Origin of the sequence: Vagococcus salmoninarum, assembly GCF_003987495.1 — a bacterium.
Classification (GTDB): Bacteria; Bacillota; Bacilli; order Lactobacillales; family Vagococcaceae; genus Vagococcus_D; species Vagococcus_D salmoninarum.
This window is the reverse complement of the sequence record NZ_NGJU01000013.1, coordinates 14,405-37,570: the sequence shown is the minus strand read 5'-3', so window position 1 is coordinate 37,570 and position 23,166 is coordinate 14,405. Positions and strand designations below refer to the sequence as shown.

Sequence of the window (23,166 nt, the reverse complement as noted above, 5' to 3'; positions counted from 1 at the left end):
TGATTGTTGTTTCGATGTTCTCAAAGCTAGTAAATGACTATAATAAGTGTATCGAGTGATGAGAGGAGCAACAAAGATGCTTAATGTAATTATTTTAGGAATGGTGTTAGTCAGTGGTTGCTTCATGCTGACTAATGGTCTAGTGATGTTATATCGGGAACAACGAACTTTAGGTAATAGTTTAGCTTTGTTAGTCGGTGTTTGGTTAGTCACGACATGTGTCACCACTATCATTGGGAGCTACTTTAAATCGGCGTTATTAATCGCTTTAAGTCAGTCAGCCATTGGTTTATGTTTAATTTTTATTATCAGTTTTAGTTTATTTTGTTTTATTGTTTTAAGACAACAGTCCTTAGGGGATAATGAGAAAGTTGACTATATTATTGTTTTAGGCAGTGGGTTAATCAACAATCAAGTACCTCCACTTTTAAAAAGTCGCTTAAATCAAGGAATGAAGATTTATCAGGAGCAACAATTACTAGGGCGAACTAGTAAGCTAGTTGTGACTGGTGGGCAGGGCATTGATGAAAAGCTTGCTGAAGCCGAAGGAATGAAAAATTACTTGGTATTAGCTGGCATCCCAGGGGAACAGATCCTTGTTGAGAATCAAGCTGTTAACACCCAAGAGAATTTAAGTTTCAGTAAACAATTAATCGAAGCGGAAAGTTTGAATTATCAGGCAGTCATCGTCAGTAATAATTTCCACGTTTTACGAGCCTTATTATTCGCTAAAACGGTTGGCTTAAAGGCCAAAGGGAGCGGTTCTCAAACAGCCCATTACTATTTACCTAGTGCGTTATTAAGAGAATATGTGGCTTGTATTGTGATGGATAGTAAAAATCTGAAAGCAGTCAAACTGAAACCTTCAGTTAAAGTTCAGGAAAATTAAGTTAAAGAAGAGGAATGACAGAGCACTCAGTAAAATGGGGGCTTTTTCTCTTTGCTAATATAAAGGGGCAGCAAGCTAATTGATCGAGGTCTAATAGGTGGGAAGGACTGGTCACAGTTCAGTTTGGTAGTAAAATTATTGACAGAGAATGGCTAGTTGATTATAATCGAAAAAAGGTTGTGAGTATAATGAAGCTAATCAAAGAATGGTGCTGTGAAAAAGGTCATAAGGAAGGGTTTGTAGAATGGCTGCTTTACCGAAAAATTGGTTTTGTTGGTAAGTCACTAGTCATGTTGCTAATGTTTTTAGTAATTATTAAGTTCCAAACAGATTTAGTGTTTGGTGTGAGATTTTTCATCTACGTCTTTTTTATCGGTCCTCTATTGTTGAAATTACTAGTCTGGTACGAAAGCTCCCCGTTAAAAATTCGTTTTGAAAAATATTTAGATGAAAAAAGTAGCACTGACTAAGGGACCTTCAATGACTGAAGGCTAGTAAGTCAGTGCTACTTTTTAGTGTTCTTCTAAGGCGAGGCTGGCGGTTTCCCAGTCACTCATTAAGTCTTCTTGCCTTTGTTCAAGGCCGTCTAATTCTCGTTGTAAGTCCATTAACTTACCATGATCGTCAAGATAAGCCGGTAAAGTCATTTCAACTTGAATGCTGTCAATCTTTTCTTCAAGCTGGTTAAGCTGTTCTTCGATTTCTTCGACTTTACGAGTCAAACTCCGTAATTCTCGTTGGGCTTCTTTAGATTGTTGAAAATCATTTTTAGCCGTAGGCGCAGTCGTAACAGGTCCCGATTTAGCAAGGGCTTCGGCTGCGCGCAATTCTTGTAGCTCGGCTTCTTCGAGTTTTTTCTCTAAGTAATAGTCATAGTCGCCTAAATACATTTTACTGCCTTCAGGGGAGAGTTCGATGACTTTCGTAGCAATCCGATTAATAAAGTAGCGGTCATGAGAAACGAAGAGAATCGTGCCAGCGTAATCAATTAAAGCTTCTTCTAAGACTTCTTTACTGTCAATGTCCAAATGGTTAGTTGGTTCATCGAGAATGAGAAAGTTTTCTTGATCCATTGATAACTTAGCTAAGGCTAGGCGGGCTTTTTCGCCACCACTTAACAAGGGCACCGTTTTCTCAACATCTTCCCCAGAAAATAAGAAACTACCAAGGACTGAGCGAATGTCTTTTTCTGGAGTCGTGGAGTGTTCATCCCATAACTCATGAAGGACAGATTTAGTTGAACGTAAGTTAGCTTGTTCTTGGTCATAATAGCCAATGGAGACATTCGTCCCTAAGGTTGCTTCCCCTTTAATGAAAGGAATGTCACCGATAATGGATTTTAATAAAGTTGATTTACCGACACCGTTTGGACCAACTAAAGCAATCGCTTCTTGTTTGCGAATATCTAACTCAACGGGTTCAGACAAGGCATGGTTATCATAGCCAATACTGGCTCCCTCAACTTTTAAGACAATATTGCCAGAGACTTTTTCAATGTTGAAGAGAAATTTTGCTGATTTTTCATCGCCGAGAGGTTTATCAATTCGGTCAATTTTTTCAAGCTGTTTCCGCCGACTTTGAGCGCGTTTCGTCGTACTCGCTCGGACGATATTTCGGGCAACGAAATCTTCTAGTTTACTAATTTCAGTTTGCTGTTTTTCAAAAGCTTTCCAGTCAGACAAAAGTTGTTCTTCTTTTAACGTTAAGTAACGGGTATAGTTGCCTTTATAATGGGTCATCTTTTGGCGGCTGAGATCATAAACTTCAGTGACGATTTTATCTAAAAAGTACCGGTCATGGGAGACAATCAAAAGGGCCCCTTGATAGTTTTGTAAATAAACTTCTAACCAAGCTAAGGTTTCGATGTCTAGATGGTTCGTTGGTTCATCTAAAATTAATAAGTTAGGTTTTTCTAGTAAAAGTTTGGCTAAAGCGAGCCGGGTTTTTTGACCACCAGATAAGCTATTGACTGGACGTTCGTAGAAACTTTCGTCAAAGTGAAAACCATTTAGAACAGCTTTCATTTCCGCTTCATAACCATAGCCGTTCTGTTCGTTAAAATCATGTTGTAACTGATCGTATTCTTTGGAAATACGGTTATAAGCATCTGAATCAGCAGTGAGTTCCGGTTGCCCAATTAAATGTTCTAGCTCTCTTAAACGGGCTTCCATTAAACGAATGCCTTCAAAAGCTGTCAGCATTTCATTCCAAATGGTTTCAGAGCTATTAAAGCCAGTATGCTGATCAAGGTAACCGATTGTTAATTGTTTAGTTTTAGAAATATTGCCTTCATCAGGTTCATCAATTCCAGCAATAATTTTTAGTAAAGTTGATTTACCAGCACCGTTTCGACCAACTAAGGCAATCCGGCTCCGATCGTGAACTTCTAAATGGATATTTTCAAACAACGTGTCTGCTCCAAAATGGCGAGCAACTTGGTTGGCTTGTAGTAGAATCATATTGTATCCCTCGCTTGTATAGTATGTTACTAGTCTACCATATTTATGATTACTTAGGGAAAACAATAGCTAGCCGGAAAATGCTAAGGAAATAATTCACAATCCCAAACAACAAAATTGCTTTTATAGGCGATATACTGGTATTATAGTAATGTGAAATTGATACTTATTGTAATTGCCAAACAACGTAACTTTGTACATTATTTGACAATCATCTAGGGGTAGAGTAAAAAAACCTCCCTTTAGTGTATTAGAGAATAAATTAGGAGGATTTTTATGAAGAACCAAGTAATTCCCAAAGCAACTGCTAAGAGATTGCCGTTGTATTATCGTTATTTAAAAGTTTTGTTAGATTCTGGCAAAACGAAAGTCTCGTCAACTGAATTAAGTGAAGCAGTTAAAGTTGATAGTGCCACAATCCGTCGTGACTTCTCATATTTTGGTGAACTAGGAAAACGTGGCTACGGCTATGATGTTCAAAGTTTATTAGATTTCTTTGCTAAAACTTTAAGTGAGGATCGTTTGACAAATGTTGTCTTAATAGGTGTCGGTAACTTAGGTAATGCTTTACTTAAATATGGTTTCCACCAAAGCAACAATATTCGGATTAGTGCAGCTTTTGATATTAAAGAAGAATTAGTTGGTAGAATTGTTGATGGGATTCCCGTTTATCCAATGAGTGATATGGCTGAACAAATTAAACAGCAGCAGATTGAGATTGCGATTATGACAATTCCAGCTCCGGCAGCCCAAGACACAGCTAATTTATTAATTGAATCAGGTATTAAAGGCATTATGAACTTTACACCAGTGCGTTTGTCTACGCCGAAAGATGTCCAAGTTCAAAGCATTGATTTAACCAATGAATTGCAAACATTGATTTATTTCTTAAACCATTACACTGACAATGAGAAAAAAACAGCTAAATAAATTTAAAGAACTTGAGATGCCAACTGGCAACTCAAGTCTTTTTTTCTGAAAAAAATTAAAATTAACAGAAAAAACAATAAAAATAACTGCAAAAATGAAAAAGAACACTAAAGACATCTAAAGTACAATTTACAGGATATGATTATTTTTTTGAATAAAGTATGATAGTAATAAGGGAGTCTAAAGGGCTAGAGATGACAGTTCAGCATAAGGTCTGTTACACAGAAACTTTAGGACTTCCTGACAATTAGTGGCGATTTTAATCAAGAACTGGTCGTCATTAACTTCCCCAGCATCCTTCTGCAATGTCGCTTCATTTCAAAAGCTACTTATAAGCTAAGAGGGGCCGCCACTCTCTGAAGCTATTCCAATCAGCTATGTCTTAGACTCAGTCAAAAATTTTTCAATAAGTTGTATTGATTAAGCCATTACAATAGCTTAATTAAGCGAAAACTTGACCCTTGATAGTTTAATTAACCTTGTCACTCTCTTATTTAGATAAAGAAAGAGGTAGTAAAACAATGGATATGTTAATGATTATTGGTTTTCTTTTGATTGTCGGAATAGTTTATTTATTAATTTCAGGTAAAGCTAATCCAATTGTCGTCTTCACCCTGTTACCTTTAGTAGCAGCTGGCTTAGCAGGTACGGCCTTGGTTGATTTAAGTGACTTTGTTAAAGATGGCGTTGCCTCCATGGTAACAACTGCGTCATTATTTGCTTTTTCAATCGCCTTTTTTGGACTGATGAACGATGTAGGCGCTTTCGATATTATTGTTAATCCATTATTAAGAATTATGGGAAATAACGTTTTTGCTATTATGGCAGTAACTGTAACAATTGCTGTTATTGGCCATTTAGATGGGGCAGGTGCTTCAACGGCTTTAATTACAATTCCACCAATGTTACCAATTTATAAAAAGATGAAAATCCGCTTGACCACCTTACTCTTACTCTTAGCTTCCAGTGTCGGGGCGATGAATATCATGCCTTGGGCGGGACCGACGATTAGGGCGGCAACAGTGATCGGTGAAAGTGGTAACGATATTTGGTTAGGAATTTTATCGATGCAGTTTGTCTCAATCGGTGTGACTTATGTGATGGGTTTTATCTTAGCCGGAATTGAGAAAAAACGTGGTGCTGGTATGACGGATGCTGAGTTTGCTGAGTTAAAGCAAAGTAATGGTGGGACTAACGCCTTAGTTAAGGTGCCTAGAGGGATTTTACTTTTCGATATTTCCCTCGTCTTTTTAACCATTGCCGCTTTAGTTGCTGATTTACTACCAGCCAATGTAACCTTTATGATTGCCTTCTCCTTGGCACTAGTAATTAATGTTAAAGACACGAAGCAACAAGGGAAGATGATTAAACGCTACGGTGAGTCAGCGATGCCGATGATTATGACTTTATTTGCAGTCGGAATTTTCATGGGAGTCTTAAAAGGGACAGGCATGATTGAGTCTATGGCTGGGGGCATTATCAGGGCCTTACCGAGTGTGATGGGGCCTTATGTTCACTTGATTGTTGGCTTCTTCTCAGTTCCCTTGATTTTGTTTTTAGGTACGGATAGTTACTATTTTGGTGTTTTGCCAATCGTGGTTGAAGTCTCAGCTAACTACGGGGTAACAGCTATGGCAGTGGCACGAACGATGCTCGTAACTGAAAATATTGGTTTGATGATTTCATCAGCCATCGCCGTGACTTATCTCGCTTGTGGGTTAGCAGGAGTTGAATTAAAAGATCATATTAAAGCCAGTTTTGTCTGGTTGTGGGTCGTTAGTACGGTTTTATTAGTCGTAATGATGGTCCTAGGCATCGCATAATTTTATGATGTTTTTAAGTAAAGTAATTCATTTCGGTGAATTACTTTACTTATTTAGTGAGAAAAAACGTAGCTGTTTAATAGTAGCTAACTAAAAATAAAAAGTCATTATTGTTTTTAAGGTAAGAAAAAAAGAAACTCTTTTTTTGAGGTGATAAGGATGAAAATCACTAAAAGCAAGCTTTCTATTAGTTTTTCAGAGGCTCGGAAAACTATCATACCTTTACTGAAAAAACATTGAAAGAACAAGAAAGACACATTAAAAAACTAAAGAACTCAAAAAACACACTAAACACAGCTAAAGCACAAGTCAAGGCATTCTCTTTCTTTTTCAGATGACGTATGATGTTAATAGTATCACAAAGGAGCTGAAACCAAGTGTCCGAACTGCAATTTAAAAAATTGTCCCTCGATCGTGTCAGTTACTCAGAGCCCTGGCTCGATTTAGTCACAAGTCAAGGTTTACAAGTCACAGAGGATTTAGATTATACAGTTGGTGTGTATCAAGAGAATGAATTAATTGCAACAGGCTCATTAACAAAAAATGTTTTAAAGATGTTAGCTATTTCTGATTCTTATCAAGGTGGCTCAGTCTTTAACCAACTAATCAGTCATTTAATTGGTCATTTAGCAGAACAAAAAATATTTCATTATTTTGTGTTTACTAAACCTAATCTCAGCTATGCTTTTACAAGTTTAGGCTTTAAAGTTTTAGTCGAAACAAAAGAGGCCTGTTTATTAGAAAAAGGTAATCATTCGCTTACGACTTTCTTAGCAGAGATTCCTCAAAAATCAACTGAAGGAATAACTGGTTCTTTAGTCATGAACGCTAATCCTTTTACGAATGGCCATCAATTTTTAGTTGAAACAGCCAGTCATGAATGTGATCAAGTCTTCTTGTTTATTGTTGAAGCTGATGTGTCAGAATTTAGTTTTGAGGAACGTTTGATGTTAGCTAAAGCCGGCACTGCACATTTATCAAATGTATTAGTTTTAGGTGGGGATAATTATATGGTTAATTTTGCAACGTTTCCAGCTTACTTTATTGCTGAATCAGCAGAAATTACGCATTATCAAACCCAACTAGACGCCCAACTTTTTAAAGAACGAATTTCCCCAGCTTTAAAGATTAACAGACGCTACTTAGGTTCTGAACCGTTGTCACCTAAAACAGCGATTTACAATCAGTCATTAACAGAAGTCCTAGAACCGGATGTTCAAGTTAAGATTATTCCCCGAAAGGCAACGAATTCTGGTAAGCCAATCAGTGCCACAACTGTGAGAGCCTTATTATCACAAAAAAACTGGGAGCGTTTACAAGAGTTAGTACCGCCAACGACATTTAGTTATTTAAAAAAAGCTTATAAATAGATAGAAGGAAGGATTTTAAATATTATGGATATTAAAACAACCGCAGTTGCGGGTACACTTGAATCAAGTGACATTCAAATCATGTTAACACCACTTAAAGGTGGCATTGAAATCAGCCTTGAAAGCTCAGTCCAAAAGCAATTTGGTGAACAAATTAAAGCTGTTATTAAAGAAACTTTAGCTGTTTATCAAATTAAGAACGCCCATGTTGAAGCAATCGACAAAGGGGCTTTAGATTGTACGATTAAAGCGAGAACAATCACAGCTATCCAACGAGCTTTAGAAGAAACAGAACAAGTAAACTGGGAGGTGCTGTAACTTGGGTAAATTAAGAAGAACAATGATGTTTGTTCCCGGTAATAATCCTGGAATGATTCGTGATGCAGGTATTTACAAAGCTGATTCCGTTATGTTTGATTTAGAAGATGCGGTCTCACTAGCAGAAAAAGATGCAGCTAGAATGTTAGTCTATCAAGCTCTGAAAACTGTTGATTACGGCGGTACGGAAATTGTTGTCCGAGTTAACGCCTTAGATTCTATCTACGGTCGCAACGATATTTTTGCCATGGTGAAAGCCGGTGTTGATGTGATCCGTTTACCAAAAACGGAAACAGAAGCCGATGTCACTGACGTTGAAAAAGTCATTGTCGAAGCCGAAACAAAATTTGGTGTGCCAATTGGGACAACTAAAATGATGGCTGCCATTGAAGGGGCTGAAGGAACGTTAAATGCCTTAGCGATTGCTCGTTCAAGCTCACGCTTAATCGGAATTGCCATTGGTGCTGAAGATTACGTCACTAATATGAAAACCCGTCGTTATCCTGATGGGCAAGAACTTTTCTTTGCTCGGAGCATGATTTTACATGCCGCTCGGGCAGCTGGAATTTCAGCTTTTGATACGGTTTACTCGGATGTGAATAACGAAGAAGGGTTCCGTCGGGAAGTTGAGTTAATTCATCAACTTGGCTTTGATGGTAAGTCGATTATTAACCCTCGTCAAATCAAAATTGTAAATGATGTTTTCACACCATCCCAAAAAGAAATTGACCATGCCTTAGATGTGATTGCAGCGATTGAAGAAGCTGCAGAAAAAGGCTCAGGGGTTATCTCATTAAACGGTAAAATGATTGATAAACCAATCGTTGAGCGGGCTGAACGAATTATTAGTTTAGCAACAGCTGCTAACGTTATTGGAAAGGAGCAAAAATAGATGTTAAACAAAGTTGGTCGGGAGATTCCCGCAGAGTTCTTAACTGAGTATAAATTATACGAAAACACTGAAATTGGTAACCCAGAAGTCACTAAAGGGGCGCCAACAATTAAAGTTGTCAAACCTGGCGATCAAAAGTTGTTAACGTCGATCGAAGAAGCCATTGAAAAAACTGGGCTGAAAGATGGAATGACAATTTCTTTCCACCACCATTTCCGTGAAGGTGATTATGTGTTAAATATGGTGATGGATGTGATTGCTCGTAAAGGGATTAAAAATTTAACCATTGCGCCAAGTTCTTTAGCTGGCGTACATAGTGAAATTATTAAACACATCGAAGCTGGAGTCATTACTAAAATTACAACAAGTGGCTTACGTGGCGAACTAGGAGATGCCATTTCGAATGGCTTAATGAAAGAACCAGTCATTTTACGTTCTCACGGTGGTCGTGCTCGAGCTGTTGAAACAGGAGTCATTAAAATTGATGTGGCATTCTTAGGAGCACCAAGCTCTGATGCCTACGGAAATGCTAACGGCTTTACTGGTAAATCAGTCTGTGGTTCCCTAGGTTACGCGCAAATTGATGCGAAACATGCCAATCAAGTTGTTTTATTAACAGATAACTTAGTGGCTTATCCAAATACTCCAACAAGTATTCCACAAACGAATGTAGATTATGTCGTTGAAGTTGAAGCAATCGGTAACCCAGATGGGATTGGTAAAGGGGCAACTCGTTTTACGACGAATCCGAAAGAGCTTAAAATTGCTGAAACAGTCAATGATGTCATTACTAAGTCACCTTATTTTAAAGACGGCTTTTCATTCCAAACAGGAACTGGTGGTGCTGCCTTAGCAGTTACTCGTTTCTTACGTCAAGCGATGATAGAAAATGACATTAAAGCCTCATTTGCCCTTGGTGGTATTACTAAACCAATGGTTGATTTACTCGAAGAAGGCTTAGTTAAGAAAATTCTTGATGTCCAAGATTTTGATAAAGGGGCAGCCTTAGGAATGTCGGCTAATCCAGAACAAACGGAAATTGATGCTTCTTACTACGCCAGTCCTTATAACAAAGGCGCCGTCGTTAATCAACTAGATATCGTGATTTTATCAGCTTTAGAAGTTGACACGAAATTTAATATTAATGTTATGACTGGATCAGATGGTGTACTTCGTGGCGCTATTGGTGGTCATCAAGATGCAGCCAATGCGAAGTTAACAATTATCTCAGCACCGTTAGTTCGTGGCAGAATACCGACAATCGTTAACGATGTCACAACTGTCATTACGCCAGGGGATAGTATTGATGTGATTGCCACAGAAATCGGCATCGCCATTAATCCTCGTCGTGAAGATTTAATTGCAGCATTTAAAGAAACAGATATCCCAGTTTACACGATGGCTGAGTTACAAGCCGAAGCTGAGAAAATCGTTGGAATTCCAGAAGCGATTGAGTTTACCGATCGCGTCGTTGCTTTAGTTGAATATCGTGATGGTACATTATTAGACACGATCAACCAAGTTAAATAGTTAGAACCCTTTAGTGTGATTATTAAACTTTATTAAGGGCGACAATCGCCCTTAATAAAGACTGATAATAAACAAAAAAGTACGCTCTCTTAAATCATCCAAACCGCCAAAGTTGAGATTAATGAAAGAGGCATACTAATTAAGAATATCTTACCACAAACTAGTGTCTTTTCAATTAATTAAGTAATTTGAACTAATAGCAATCGTTTTTATGATAGAACTCTTAACTAGTGGAACATGTGGCCGAGAACTTTTTTCTTATTTAGACCTTGGAGAGGCTTTTTTGAAAAAAATAAGAAAGAGGTAGTAAAACAATGGATATGTTAATGATTATTGGTTTTCTTTTGATTGTTGGGATTGTTTACTTGTTAATTTCAGGTAGAGCTAACCCAATCGTCGTATTTACGCTGTTACCTTTAGTAGCGGCAGGTCTTGTAGGAACATCTTTAGTAGATTTAAGTGGCTTTGTGAAAGATGGCGTGGCTTCAATGGTCACGACGGCATCACTTTTCGCCTTCTCAATCGCATTTTTCGGCTTAATGAACGATGTCGGTGCTTTTGATATTATTGTTAACCCGTTATTAAAAATTATGGGTAACAATATTTTCGCAATTATGGCTGTAACTGTCACAATCGCAATTATTGGACATTTAGATGGAGCAGGGGCTTCAACTGCCTTAATTACAATTCCACCAATGTTACCAATCTACAAAAAAATGAAAATTCGACCAACGACCTTGCTACTATTGTTAGCATCTAGTGTTGGGGCAATGAACATTATGCCTTGGGCTGGACCAACAATTCGAGCATCAACAGTTATTGGTGAAAGTGCTAACGATATTTGGTTAGGAATTATTCCAATGCAATTTATCTCAATTGCTTTAACATTTGGTATGGCTTTCGTCTTATCTCGCGTTGAGAAAAAACGTGGGGCTGGTATGACAGATGCTGAATTTTTAGAATTAAAACAAAATACAGGTGAATCAAAAGCCTTAGTTGAAGTACCTAAAGGTATTTTAATCTTTGACGTTATCTTAGTATTCGGAACAATTGCTGCCTTAGTAGCTGATTTATTACCAGCCAATGTGATCTTTATGATCGCCTTCTCATTAGCTTTAGTCATTAACGTTAAAGACACTAAAGCTCAAGGTAAAATGATCAAACGTTACGGCGAATCAGCAATGCCGATGATTATGACTTTATTCGCTGTTGGTGTTTTCTTAGGAGTCTTACAAGGAACTGGTATGATCGAATCAATGGCAGGGGGAATTATCAAAGCTTTACCAGCTGTTTTTGGACCGTTCATTCACGTAATTGTCGGAATCTTCTCAGTACCACTAATCTTGTTCTTAGGAACTGATAGCTATTACTTCGGTGTCTTACCAATCGTAACAGAAGTTGCTGGAAACTACGGCGTTTCTGCAATGACTGTTGCCCGGACAATGCTTGTAACTGAAAATATTGGTTTAATGATCTCACCAGCAATCGCAGTTACTTACTTAGCCTGTGGTTTAGCTGGAGTAGAATTAAAAGACCATATCAAAGCTAACTTTGTTTGGTTATGGGGAATCAGCCTTCTATTACTAGTCATCATGCTAGCAATCGGAATCGCTTAATTTGAATAAATAACAAGAGGAGTAATTCATTTCGGTGAATTACTTTACTTGTTTATTGGAAATACAGAAAGGAAGATATAAGTGAACAAAGGAAAAGTCTCATTTACAGAAACAGTCCTTAGAGATGGTCATCAAAGCTTAATGGCAACTCGTTTAAGCACAGCTGAGATGCTACCAATTATTAGCGAAATGGACCAAGCAGGCTATCAGGCAATTGAGTGTTGGGGTGGCGCAACCTTTGATGCTGCCGTTAGATTTTTAAATGAAAGTCCTTGGGAACGTCTACGTGCTTTCAAAAAAGCTGCACCAAAGACACCTTTACAAATGTTGTTACGAGGTCAAAACTTATTAGGTTACCGTCACTACGCTGATGATTTAGTTGATAAATTTATTAAAGAAGCTTTAGCCAACGGAATTGATGTGATTCGGGTCTTTGATGCCTTGAATGACACTCGAAATATGGAAGCATGTGTGACAGCAATTAAGAAATACGATGGTCATGCCCAACTAGCGATTTGTTATACCGTTAGTCCAGTTCATACCATTGAGTACTATTTAACTTTAGCCAACAAACTAGTTGATCTAGGAGCAGATTCTATTTGTGTGAAAGATATGGCTGGCATTTTAACTCCAAAAGTTGGTCGTGAACTTGTGAGTGCTTTAAGAGCAGCAATCGACTTACCAATCGAAGTTCATACTCATGCCACAAGTGGTGTCTCAGAGTTAACTTACATGGCAGTAGTTGAAGCCGGTGCTGACATTATTGACACTGCGATTTCGCCATTTTCTGGTGGAACAAGCCAACCAGCAACCGAACCACTGAGTATTGTCTTAGATGAGTTAGGTTACGAAACAGGCTTAAATCAAGAAAAATTAGCGGAAATTGCTGATTACTTTAAACCAATTAAAGATAAATATATCTTAGAAGGTATTTTAGATGCTAAAATGCTAACCGTTGATCCAAAAGCCCTCGTTTATCAAGTACCAGGTGGCATGTTATCTAACTTGTATTCCCAATTAAAACAAGCGAATGCTGCTGACCGTTACGAAGAAGTTTTAAGAGAAGTACCAAAAGTTAGGGAAGATTTAGGTTTTCCACCATTAGTTACCCCAATGTCACAAATGGTAGGGACTCAAGCGGTCTTTAACGTCTTAACTGGGGAACGCTATAAAATGATTCCTAATGAAATTAAAGATTACGTTCGCGGGGCCTATGGCCAACCACCGGCACCGATTTCCGCAGAAATTATTGCTAAAATAATTGGTGACACACCGATTATTACTGATCGACCTGCAGATCACTTGCCGGCGGAATTTGAAAGCTTAAAAGCCGAAATTGGTGATTTAGCTAAAAATGATGAAGAAGTCTTAATTTATGCCATGTTCCCACAAGTCGGTCGTAACTTTTTAGAACAACAATTAAATCCAGTAACGCCAACAGCAGAAAAAGCAGACGAAACCATTAGAATTTTTGGAATTCGTTCATAGGAGGTTAAGTAGTGACTGAAATTAGTATAACAGAAGCCGTTATGATTTCGATTGGTTGTATTATTACCGTCTTTATCGTCTTAATTGGCTTACAAATAATCATGACAATGTTTAAATACCTTAAGAATGATGAGGTAGCCGAGACGACTGTCAAGGCGCAACCAGTAATGGCTCAGCAACAGACAACCCTTGAAACAGATCAAGAAACAGAAGAAGTAGCAATGTTGATGGCCTTAGTTTTAGCAAATGACAATCAACAAGATAAAAAGTACGAAATTGCCAATATAAAACGCCTTAAATAAAAGCTGGGCGCAAAAAGTTAATTAACTATAATAGGAGACGTGAAAATGAAAAATTACGAAATTACAGTCAATGGTAAAGTTTACCAAGTAGCAGTGAAAGAAATTGACGAAGCAACTTATCAAGCAGGGGCGACGAAGCCAGTTGCAGTAGCAGCACCAGCACCAGTTGTCTCAAGTGGTACTACGATTAAAGCGCCAATGCCAGGGGTTTTATTAAAAATGAAAGTCGCTGTTGGCGAAGAAGTTAAAAGTGGCCAATTATTGTGTCTGTTAGAAGCAATGAAAATGGAAAATGAAATTGTTGCGCCAGAAGATGGCGTTGTTTCAGCAATCCATGTGACCGAAGGGGCTCAAGTTGAAGCTGATGCACCATTAATTTCACTGTAACACCAACTATTAAACTAAAGGAGTCTCATAATGATAGATACAATTCTAGATGTGTTCGTCGAATCTGGGTTCGCTGCCATCACATATAAGCAATTAATAATGATTGGGATTGCTTTAATCTTTTTATACTTAGCAATCAAAAAAGGCTATGAGCCTTACTTACTATTGCCAATTGCTTTTGGGATGTTATTAGTTAACTTACCATTAGCTGGTTTAATGGATTATCCGACTAAAGAAGCCGCCGGTGGTTTACTTTACTACTTATATCAAGGTGTTGATTTAGGGATTTATCCACCACTGATTTTCTTGTGTCTCGGAGCCTCAACGGATTTCGGGCCACTAATTGCTAATCCGAAAACCTTACTATTAGGCGGAGCAGCCCAAATTGGAATTTTTGCGGCTTTCATCGGCGCAATTGCCATGGGAATGACTGGTCAAGAAGCTGCCTCAATTGGGATTATTGGTGGAGCAGATGGGCCAACGGCGATTTTCTTAACGAGCCAATTAGCTCCTCACTTGTTATCAACGATTGCCTTAGCTGCTTATTCTTACATGGCCTTAGTACCAATTATTCAGCCACCAATTATTAAGTTATTAACAACGAAAGAAGAACGTGAAACTAAGATGGAGCAACTACGTCCAGTTTCTCGGAAAGAAAAGATCTTATTCCCAATCGTCACAACGATCTTAGTCGTTTTATTACTACCTTCAGCAGCGCCACTAATTGGGATGTTGATGTTAGGTAACTTAGTAAAAGAAAGTAATCAAGTGCCAAAAATTGTTGACATGTTACAAAATTCAATGATGTACATTGTGACAATTTTCTTAGGAATTTCAGTCGGGGCTAAAGCTCAAGCGGAAACGCTATTAACGACTCAAACCCTGAAAGTTATTGTTATGGGCTTAATTGCCTTTGCTGTCGGAACTGCCTCTGGTGTTTTGATGGGCAAATTGATGTACAAATTAACTAATGGTAAAATTAACCCAATGATCGGTGCCGCTGGGGTGTCAGCCGTGCCAATGGCCGCCCGCGTAGTTAATAAAGAAGGTATGAAAGCTAATCCGAGCAACTTCTTATTAATGCATGCCATGGGTCCAAACGTTGCCGGTGTTATCGGTTCAGCTGTAGCAGCCGGGATTTTATTGAAATTCTTCGGTTAATAGTTAAGATAGGAGGTGTTTCTAATGGATGTCTTTAAAGATGGACTAGTCAGTGATTTAGCTGATGTCTTAGCAAGTCGTGAGTTACGAGTCACACGGCAAAAAGCATTAGTGGAAACTGAAAGTCCAGTAATTATTTCATTCCAGTTAAACATTCCGGGACCGGTTAAAACAAGCCCGCTCTTAGTCGATTTATTTGATGATGGCGTGGCGGCAATTGTCACTGTTTTAGAAGATTTAACACTCTCAATGACTTCCCTTAGAAAGTATTATCAAAAAACGGGACCAGAATGTTTAATTGCGTGTGCTGGTGACAGTCGGATCTTAAAACAAGAGATGATAAAACTGGAAGACAGTTCTTATGGTCGGCTCTTTGATATTGATATTTTAAAGGTTGTCGATAAAGAGTTAATCTCTCTCTCCCGAGAAGAGTTAGGTTTTTCACAACGAAGCTGTTTACTGTGTGATGACTCAGCTAAAGCGTGTGGCCGCAGCCGTAAACATACTTTATCAGAGTTACAAGAGGAAATCAGTCAGTTGATAAATCGAATTTAATTATTAAAAGCCCTGAAAGCCAATTTTCTTTCAGGGCTTTTTTTATAGAATGTTTACCGATTATTAAGTCCAATGATAAATTTCAGATAATAAAAAGAAGGGACAGCAAACGCTCTGTTCCTTCTTTTTTGTCATTAAATTAAATTTTCCAATTTAGCCATAAAAATCGTCAAAGCTAAGAGATCAGCAGAGCCGCCAGGACTAAGATGTTTCTCGACAAAGCGTTGATTAACAGCCATCAATTCAGGAAAGTAGTCCTCTTGACTAATTATATTTGTCTGTAAGATTTTTTGAGCTTCTTTCTGGGCCCAAGCTAAGCCAGTTAAGCCACCACGATTAATTAAGTTTGAATCTTCTGACTGGGAGATCAATAAGAAAAGGGTCGTTAATAAAGTTTGATTCAATGATAGCGAATGTTCTTGATTTTTCATTTTTCGTAAGTAAGGTAAGGCTAATTCTTGAACTAAAGGGTAGCCTTCTAATGCTTCGCCGCGAATGCCACGAATCCCATGTTCAAGGTATAATTTTTCACCATTAGTTAGCTGGATTTTATCTTCTAAGCCAATAAAATCTTTTCCTAAAGAGTCTTGAACCATGTCTTGGCCAATCTCAAAGACTGTTTGACTGTCAGCTTCAGACAGTGGTTGGTTAAGCTTACTTGGCTGATTCTGGTGAAAGTAGCCAAGACTAGCTAAGAGAATGCCAAAAGAGAAAATGGCCCCTTTATGGGTATTCACTCCTAGGGTAGCTTGGTTCATCTGTTCTTCAATCTCGAGGCCAATGGGTCTAATCTTAGTAAAGAGTCGCCCTAAGGAGCCTTGGTGGGCTCTGCCGGCTTGATAATAGTCAGTAAAGCCAGTCAAAAGGGCAGTGGAGCTATCAATAAAGGTGAAAATTGTCATATCACTGTGAGCCCCGGGGTGAGCAGGATCAACTAAACCAGGTTTAGGTGTCACTACTGATTCATAGAGTAAACTATTTTGTGCTAGTAGGGGAATCCTGAGCGGGTCTGAAGGGAGCTTAGAGGTTGTTTTTAGCATTCTCTTTCTCCGTTTCACTAATAATAAAGGCTTGGGAATCTTTTAAATGATTTTCAATAATAGCGGTAATTTTTTGGATGTCTTTTTCAGGGCTTTTCATTGCTTTAAAAATCTTCCAATGCTCAGCTAAGGCAGTATTACAACGGTTTTCTTCTTTTAAAGACATGTCTCTAAAGCGTTTCAGATATTCTTGTAAATTATTAGAAATCGAAATCAGCCGCGGCATTTTAGCATTTTTATAGATCATGTGATTAAATTTAGTAAATAAGGGAATGACATCTTCGACCCGATTGGCAGCATTCATCTTATCGGTTTCGATTAGTAAAGCTTCCATTTCGTCAAACTGTTCATCTGTCATTAAGTTCATGGCGTTAGTCGTTGCTAAGACATCTAAGGCTACGCGAATTTGATAAATTTCGACAACGTCTTGGCTACTCATTTTTTTGACAATCACCCCATAGCGAGGGATGTACTCGACTAGTTCTTCAATTTCAAGTCGTTTTAATGATTCACGAATGGGCGTCCGACTAATGTTCATGCGACTAGCATATTCTTTTTCGTTGATGCGGATTCCGACTGGAACTTTCCCTTCAATAATCGCTCGGCGTAAACCAAAATAAACAATTTCATTTAATGGTAAATATTGGCTCATGTCAGTTTCAGCAATAATTGCTCCAATGTAGTCTTCCATAATTTCCTCCTAGTTGTTTTGAAAGGCATTTTTTGCCAAGGTGATTAAGTAACGAATATAGTTGTAAGACAATTGAGATTGGTTATAAATCGCATAAAGTTCCCAGAAAGCCCGTTTATCCCCAAGGCTATAATGATGAACTGTGCTGTAGGCATTCGTTAATTCGGTAATTCGTTCAGGAATGATTGTGGCACCAATTCCTGAGCTGGCTAGTTTATAGGCCGTTGTAATATTTTGGGTTTCCATCATAATAATTGGTTCTTCCGTAAAATCTTCAAAGAGGTAGTCAACTAATTGCCGCATTCTTTGGCCTTTATGTAAAATCACAAAAGGTAAGTGTTGCAGATCTTGAGGACTTAAGCTGTGGTTGTTGCGGCGATTGCTTTTTAACAAGCGGGGGTCCACAGCGACTTTGATTTCTTCCCTTAAAATCTTTTCGTAATGGTGTTGATCAATTTTAATATTCGCTGTTAATGGTGTGAAAAAAGCCATATCTACTTGTTTTTTATCAATTGCTTGTTGCATTTCTGTCGTTGTTCCTTCAAGAATTTTTATTTTCATATTTGGGAAGCGTTTTTGAAAGTCAGGCAAGATCCGTGGCAATAAGAGACCACCCCAGTAGCGAGTGATGCCAATTTTTAATAGTCCGTGATCTTCCGTTTGCAATTGATGTAAGTCAGCTTTAAGTTGAGATTCTAAATAAAGAATTTCATAGGCGGTTTTTATATAAGTTTTGCCAGCAGGAGTTAACGTGATTGGTTGTCCAGAGCGATCAAACAATTCAACAGCAAGTTCATCTTCCAGTTTAGCAATGTACTGGCTAAGTGAGGATTGGGCCATAAACAAACGTTTGGCAGCCTTTGAAAAATTACCTTCTTCGGCTAAGGTCACAACATATTTAAATGGTTTCAAGTCCAAAACTGAAACTCCTCTCCTGATCGGTAAATCCGATTGAGTAAGTGTGGTTTATCGTATTAGACGATAACGCAACCTCATTATATAATAAAATTAGTAGAAATGAAAGTCTTGTCAAGTAGTAAATGAGTAAAGTTTAATAGTCAAAATAAGGAGGAATGAAGAATGAATGAATTACGGATTTTAGTCCCGAATGGGATGCTAGGCTATGGTTTTCCCTTAGCTGATTTTGAAAGAGGGATGGCTGAACAGCCCCATGCGATTGTTGTTGATTCAGGTTCGACAGATAGTGGGCCACAAAAGTTAGCCTTAGGTGAGACGACTTGCCCCCCAAGTGCTTACAAGTCAGAGTTACGAATCTTAGTTACTCAAGGGAAATTGGCTAATATTCCAGTTATCGTCAGCTCTGCCGGTGGTGATGGAACGAATGAGCACGTTGATTTATTAGTCGAATTAGTTAAAGAAATTGCGGAAGAAGAAGGTCTAGCCTTGAAAATTGCTAGTATTTATAGCGATATTCCTAAAGAGATAGTCTCTAAAGCGTTAGCTAATAATCAAATTGTGAATATGAAAAATGTCCCAACTTTAACTGAAGCTGAGATTCAAGCAGCGACAGTCATTACAGCCCAAATGGGAGCTGAACCATACTTAGCTTTATTAGCTGATGAAGCGGTTGATGTGATTATTGGTGGCCGGAGTTATGATCCAGCGCCAACAGCGGCCTTAGGAATTCACTATGGTTTTGAGCCGGCCTTAGCTTGGCACATGGGTAAAATTATTGAATGTGGAGCAATTTGCTGTGTACCAGCAGGGAAAACCGTCTTAGGTCGATTATTTAAAAACCACTTTGTGATTGAGCCTCTTAATCCGAAGTCCCAAGCCTTACCTCATTCAGTTGCTGCTCATACGATGTATGAAAAAAGTAGCCCAACGATCTTACCCGGACCTGGGGGCGTCTTAGACTTAAAAGCCTGTCGCTTTGAAGCGGAAACTGACCGCACGGCTCGAGTCTCTGGTAGTCGTTTTATTCCAGATGAAAACTATCATATTAAACTTGAAGGAGCAAAAACCGTAGGCTATCGTTCAATTACCGTCATGGGTTTACGGGATCCTATTTTAATCGCTCAACTGGATTCAGTCTTAGCTTATGTTTTAGCCGATGTCACAAGTCAATTAGGACCAGAAGTCGCTGCAAGTGAGATTGTTTTTCATCCGTATGGCAAAAATGCAATTATGAAAAACATGGAAGCTCAAGTTGCCGAATTAGGCCATGAAATTTGTGTGATTGCTGAAGTGGCTTCACCGACTCAAGAGATGGCTCAATTAATTGTCAATCGGATTAGAACGAGTTTACTTCATTATCACTACCCAGGTCGTGTTGCAACTTCTGGTAATATCGGCATGCCTTTTACCCCTTTAGAAATCCCTTTAGGGGAAGTCTGTCAGTTTAATGTGTACCATTTAATGCCGATTACGGATCCGGTAAAACAGTTTCCAGTAAACATCATGGAGGTGGATTTTTCATGAAACCATTAAAAGAGATTGCTCAAGTCATTCGTAGTAAAAACTCTGGGCCTTTTGAAATAACTTTTGATATTATTTTTAAAAGTTTAGCAGATTATCAGCAGTTTTTAGAGTCAGGCGCGTTAACCCCTGGCATTGTGGCAGAACTTTATCAAGCGCCAGAGGAGGATATTATTACCTTTGAAGGCTTTGAAGCTGCTCGCGGCCTTAAAATTACTTTGCCACGACCTTGGCAACAAGGAAGTATTGGTGAAAGCGACATGCACGGTTCTCAACAATATGCCTTACTCTTAGACATCCAAGTTCCTTGGTCATAAAAAAAGGTGCCAGTGACAAATAACATGTCATGGCACCGTTTTTTAGTTTAAGCTGAATAAAAGGACAATTAAATTCATCACCATGTGACTAATAATTGCTGACCAAATACTGCCACTTCGCCGGTAAATCAAATAGAAAGACAGACCCATCAAAAAATAACCAATGAAAAAGTCGTTGCCGTGAGCCACAGCAAAAATGGCTGAACTAAGTATCCCACTGATCCAAGGTGGGAAAAACTCCGTGATAAGAGTCGTTAATGCTTGGCGAAAGACTAATTCTTCCATAATCGGTGTTAAGATCAAAACTGTTATGAGAGCTAATAGCCAGTTTGAGCCTTGGAAGGACAAGTTAGTAGGTGAGACGTCACTATTAACTAAAAGTTTATAAACTAGCTGGCCTAAGAGTTGAGCTAAAATACTTAAGAGACCTCCTAGTAACCCGTAAAAGAAAATATTTTTAACATTATTTTTAGTTAAGGGTTTAGAAGGGTGTGGATTTTTAGTTAACAGATAGAAGGCTAATAGTAAGCATGTGCCGATTAAGTAAGAACTAAAACTAAGCCAAAGTGAGCCTGAAGTCAAATGAAGGAAATTTGTCAAAAAAACAGGACTTCCAATCGCCAAAAAGTAAGTGATGAGTGTTAAAACCATTCCTTTCGTAGTTGACATATCTTCCCTCCTTTTTAATCGGTTAACAATTAACAATGATTCATTTAGTATATCATAGGATTTAAGAAAAAAATCTAGGAAGGTTATCATATTTCTTGCTTAATTCTTAAATAATGAGTATTATATAAGAGTAAGTTAGCACTTGAGTCCTTAGAGTGCTAAGAGCTAACTAAATCAAAAGATATAAGTGGAGGGATTTAACGTGTTAAAACCATTAAATGATCGTGTTGCAATTGAAGTCGCACAAGAAGAAGTCGCTACAGCCGGAAGTTTATTATTAACGTCAGCTGCTAAAGAAAAACCACAGACTGGTTTTGTTGTTGCTGTTGGCGAAGGTCGTGTTTTAGACAACGGTACTCGCTTACCTGTTGCTGTTAAAATTGGCGATCAAGTCTTATTTGAAAAATATGCTGGCTCAGAAGTTAAGTATGAAACTAAAGAATACTTAATTATTCGTGAACATGACATCATCGCAATCGTTGATTAGAAGAAAGTAAATTTTAAGAATGTGGCTCAATGAGAGCAAGTCCGTAACAAACTATTTAGATGGGGTGAAATAAAAATGGCAAAAGATATTAAATTTTCAGTAGATGCACGAGCAGCAATGGTTAAAGGTGTGGATACTTTAGCAGATGTTGTTAAAGTTACATTAGGACCTAAAGGCCGTAACGTTGTGTTAGAAAGAGCATACGGTTCACCATTAATTACTAATGACGGTGTGACTATTGCTAAAGAAATCGAATTAGAAGACCACTTTGAAAATATGGGAGCAAAATTAGTTTCTGAAGTTGCTTCTAAAACTAATGACATTGCTGGTGACGGAACAACGACGGCTACAGTCTTAACTCAAGCAATCGTCCGTGAAGGTTTGAAAAACGTCACAGCTGGTGCAAACCCAATTGGCTTACGTCGTGGGATTGAACAAGCAACGAAAGCGGCGGTTGAAGAATTACACGTCATTTCTAAAAAAGTTGATTCAAAAGAAGCAATTGCTCAAGTCGCAGCAGTTTCTTCTGGTGATGACAAAGTTGGTGAACTAGTCTCTTCAGCTATGGAGCGAGTTGGTAACGATGGCGTGATTACGATTGAAGAATCAAAAGGAATTGAGACGGAGCTTGATGTTGTTGAGGGCATGCAGTTTGATCGTGGTTACTTATCTCAATACATGGTAACTGACAACGATAAGATGGAAGCTGTCTTAGAAAATCCGTATATCTTAATCACGGATAAAAAGATTTCAAATATTCAAGACATTTTACCTTTATTAGAACAAATTTTACAACAAGGCAAACCATTATTAATCATCGCTGATGATATTGATGGTGAAGCATTACCGACGTTAGTTTTAAATAAAATCCGCGGTACCTTTAATGTGGCAGCTGTTAAAGCACCAGGTTTCGGTGACCGTCGTAAAGCGATGTTAGAAGATATTGCAATCCTAACAGGTGGCACGTTAATTACGGAAGACTTAGGGTTAGATTTAAAAGATGCTACTATTGAAGCTTTAGGAACAGCCCGTTCAGTTGTAGTTGATAAAGATTCAACAACAATTGTTGAAGGAGCTGGCGACAAAGGTCAAATTGAAGCCCGTGTTGGTTTGATTCGCTCGCAAATTGCTGATACTACTTCTGACTTTGATCGTGAGAAATTACAAGAACGTCTAGCGAAATTATCAGGTGGTGTGGCTGTCATTAAAGTTGGCGCGGCTACCGAAACTGAATTAAAAGAATTAAAATTAAGAATCGAAGACGCCTTAAATGCAACTCGCGCAGCAGTTGAAGAAGGTATCGTTTCTGGTGGAGGTACAGCCTTAGTTAATGTTGCTCATAAAGTAGCAGAACTAAAAGCAGAGGGTGATGAGCAAACAGGAATCAACATCGTCTTACGTGCCCTAGAAGAACCGATTCGTCAAATCGCTGACAATGCCGGACTTGAAGGTTCAGTCGTTGTTGATAAAATGAAACAAGCAGAAATTGGCATTGGCTTTAACGCAGCAACTGGGGAATGGGTCAATATGATTGAAGCTGGTATCGTTGATCCGACGAAAGTGACTCGTTCTGCTTTACAAAATGCAGCTAGTGTCGCGTCATTAATCTTAACAACTGAAGCAGTCATTGCTGAAAAACCACAACCAGAAAGCCCAATGGGTGGAGCTGGTATGGACCCAAGCATGGGCATGGGCGGCATGATGTAATTTCCACTAAAGAACCTTGTTAATTCAAGGTTCTTTTTTTATTATCTTAACTTTTAGTGTCATAAGGGGTAAGGGAGGGGGCTGATTATCGAAAAA

General features: G+C 38.4%; 23 protein-coding genes. 18 read left to right on the top strand and 5 right to left on the bottom strand.

Annotated features, from left to right (window positions below):
- Positions 1-76: 76 nt before the first annotated feature.
- Entirely contained in the window at positions 77-889 is an 813-nt protein-coding gene (locus CBF35_RS09245) for a YdcF family protein (protein WP_170174766.1), read from the top strand.
- Between the two features lie 188 nt (positions 890-1,077).
- The gene (locus CBF35_RS09240; RefSeq protein WP_126780388.1) at positions 1,078-1,359 is read left to right on the top strand and encodes a hypothetical protein; all 282 of its coding nucleotides are present in this window, start codon (positions 1,078-1,080) and stop codon (positions 1,357-1,359) included.
- A 42-nt stretch (positions 1,360-1,401) separates the two neighbouring features.
- Here CBF35_RS09240 and CBF35_RS09235 read toward each other — a convergent pair whose 3' ends face one another.
- On the bottom strand, positions 1,402-3,348 hold the full coding sequence (locus tag CBF35_RS09235) for an ABC-F family ATP-binding cassette domain-containing protein (RefSeq protein WP_126780386.1): 1,947 nt from the start codon (positions 3,346-3,348) through the stop codon (positions 1,402-1,404).
- A gap of 276 nt (positions 3,349-3,624) precedes the next feature.
- On the opposite strand from CBF35_RS09235, the gene CBF35_RS09230 reads away from it, so the two are divergent.
- From CBF35_RS09230 to citX, 12 genes are all read left to right on the top strand, one after another.
- The gene (locus CBF35_RS09230; RefSeq protein ID WP_126780384.1) at positions 3,625-4,278 is read left to right on the top strand and encodes a redox-sensing transcriptional repressor Rex; all 654 of its coding nucleotides are present in this window, start codon (positions 3,625-3,627) and stop codon (positions 4,276-4,278) included.
- Between the two features lie 521 nt (positions 4,279-4,799).
- Entirely contained in the window at positions 4,800-6,101 is a 1,302-nt protein-coding gene (locus CBF35_RS09225; protein ID WP_126780381.1) for an SLC13 family permease, read from the top strand.
- 377 nt (positions 6,102-6,478) lie between these two features.
- On the top strand, positions 6,479-7,471 hold the full coding sequence (gene citC / locus CBF35_RS09220) for a [citrate (pro-3S)-lyase] ligase (RefSeq protein ID WP_126780379.1): 993 nt from the start codon (positions 6,479-6,481) through the stop codon (positions 7,469-7,471).
- A 24-nt stretch (positions 7,472-7,495) separates the two neighbouring features.
- On the top strand, positions 7,496-7,789 hold the full coding sequence (gene citD, locus CBF35_RS09215) for a citrate lyase acyl carrier protein (protein ID WP_126780377.1): 294 nt from the start codon (positions 7,496-7,498) through the stop codon (positions 7,787-7,789).
- Between the two features lies 1 nt (position 7,790).
- Complete coding sequence (citE, locus tag CBF35_RS09210) at positions 7,791-8,681, top strand: citrate (pro-3S)-lyase subunit beta (RefSeq protein ID WP_170174765.1); 891 nt, start codon at positions 7,791-7,793, stop codon at positions 8,679-8,681.
- Complete coding sequence (gene citF / locus CBF35_RS09205) at positions 8,682-10,211, top strand: citrate lyase subunit alpha (RefSeq protein ID WP_126780375.1); 1,530 nt, start codon at positions 8,682-8,684, stop codon at positions 10,209-10,211.
- 314 nt (positions 10,212-10,525) lie between these two features.
- Positions 10,526-11,827 (top strand): CitMHS family transporter, encoded by a 1,302-nt coding sequence (locus CBF35_RS09200; RefSeq protein ID WP_126780373.1) that lies wholly within the window; start codon positions 10,526-10,528, stop codon positions 11,825-11,827.
- A gap of 81 nt (positions 11,828-11,908) precedes the next feature.
- Positions 11,909-13,315, top strand: a complete 1,407-nt coding sequence (locus tag CBF35_RS09195; RefSeq protein WP_126780371.1) for an oxaloacetate decarboxylase subunit alpha — start codon at positions 11,909-11,911, stop codon at positions 13,313-13,315.
- A gap of 11 nt (positions 13,316-13,326) precedes the next feature.
- Positions 13,327-13,617, top strand: a complete 291-nt coding sequence (locus CBF35_RS09190) for an OadG family protein (RefSeq protein WP_126780369.1) — start codon at positions 13,327-13,329, stop codon at positions 13,615-13,617.
- A 45-nt stretch (positions 13,618-13,662) separates the two neighbouring features.
- A complete protein-coding gene (locus tag CBF35_RS09185) occupies positions 13,663-14,004 on the top strand; it encodes an acyl-CoA carboxylase biotin carboxyl carrier protein subunit (RefSeq protein WP_126780367.1) in 342 nt (113 codons plus the stop codon).
- 30 nt (positions 14,005-14,034) lie between these two features.
- Positions 14,035-15,165 (top strand): sodium ion-translocating decarboxylase subunit beta, encoded by a 1,131-nt coding sequence (locus tag CBF35_RS09180; protein ID WP_126780365.1) that lies wholly within the window; start codon positions 14,035-14,037, stop codon positions 15,163-15,165.
- A 24-nt stretch (positions 15,166-15,189) separates the two neighbouring features.
- A complete protein-coding gene (gene citX, locus CBF35_RS09175) occupies positions 15,190-15,720 on the top strand; it encodes a citrate lyase holo-[acyl-carrier protein] synthase (protein WP_126780363.1) in 531 nt (176 codons plus the stop codon).
- Positions 15,721-15,854: 134 nt separating this feature from the next.
- Here the strand turns inward: citX and citG are convergent, their stop codons facing one another.
- The 3 genes from citG to CBF35_RS09160 are packed head-to-tail and all read right to left on the bottom strand — an operon-like array spanning position 15,855 to position 18,369.
- On the bottom strand, positions 15,855-16,760 hold the full coding sequence (gene citG, locus CBF35_RS09170; protein ID WP_126780361.1) for a triphosphoribosyl-dephospho-CoA synthase CitG: 906 nt from the start codon (positions 16,758-16,760) through the stop codon (positions 15,855-15,857).
- Positions 16,741-17,451, bottom strand: coding sequence for a GntR family transcriptional regulator (locus CBF35_RS09165; RefSeq protein ID WP_126780359.1), 711 nt, complete (start codon positions 17,449-17,451; stop codon positions 16,741-16,743). The genes citG and CBF35_RS09165 overlap by 20 nt, the downstream gene beginning before the upstream one ends.
- A 9-nt stretch (positions 17,452-17,460) precedes the next feature.
- Positions 17,461-18,369: a LysR family transcriptional regulator gene (locus CBF35_RS09160; RefSeq protein ID WP_126780357.1), complete on the bottom strand. Its 909-nt coding sequence runs from the start codon at positions 18,367-18,369 to the stop codon at positions 17,461-17,463.
- A gap of 162 nt (positions 18,370-18,531) precedes the next feature.
- On the opposite strand from CBF35_RS09160, the gene CBF35_RS09155 reads away from it, so the two are divergent.
- Positions 18,532-19,893 (top strand): acyclic terpene utilization AtuA family protein, encoded by a 1,362-nt coding sequence (locus tag CBF35_RS09155; protein WP_126780355.1) that lies wholly within the window; start codon positions 18,532-18,534, stop codon positions 19,891-19,893.
- Positions 19,890-20,207 (top strand): DUF4387 domain-containing protein, encoded by a 318-nt coding sequence (locus CBF35_RS09150; protein ID WP_126780353.1) that lies wholly within the window; start codon positions 19,890-19,892, stop codon positions 20,205-20,207. Before CBF35_RS09155 ends, CBF35_RS09150 begins: the two co-directional genes overlap by 4 nt.
- 42 nt (positions 20,208-20,249) lie before the next feature.
- On the opposite strand, the gene CBF35_RS09145 is transcribed toward CBF35_RS09150, so the two are convergent.
- Positions 20,250-20,876, bottom strand: a complete 627-nt coding sequence (locus tag CBF35_RS09145; RefSeq protein ID WP_170174764.1) for a CPBP family intramembrane glutamic endopeptidase — start codon at positions 20,874-20,876, stop codon at positions 20,250-20,252.
- Positions 20,877-21,078: 202 nt separating this feature from the next.
- Between CBF35_RS09145 and groES the strand changes: the two genes are divergently transcribed.
- Both groES and groL read left to right on the top strand, forming a co-directional pair.
- The gene (gene groES, locus CBF35_RS09140; protein ID WP_126780349.1) at positions 21,079-21,363 is read left to right on the top strand and encodes a co-chaperone GroES; all 285 of its coding nucleotides are present in this window, start codon (positions 21,079-21,081) and stop codon (positions 21,361-21,363) included.
- A gap of 75 nt (positions 21,364-21,438) precedes the next feature.
- Positions 21,439-23,070, top strand: a complete 1,632-nt coding sequence (gene groL / locus CBF35_RS09135) for a chaperonin GroEL (protein WP_126780346.1) — start codon at positions 21,439-21,441, stop codon at positions 23,068-23,070.
- The last annotated feature ends 96 nt before the right edge of the window (positions 23,071-23,166 follow it).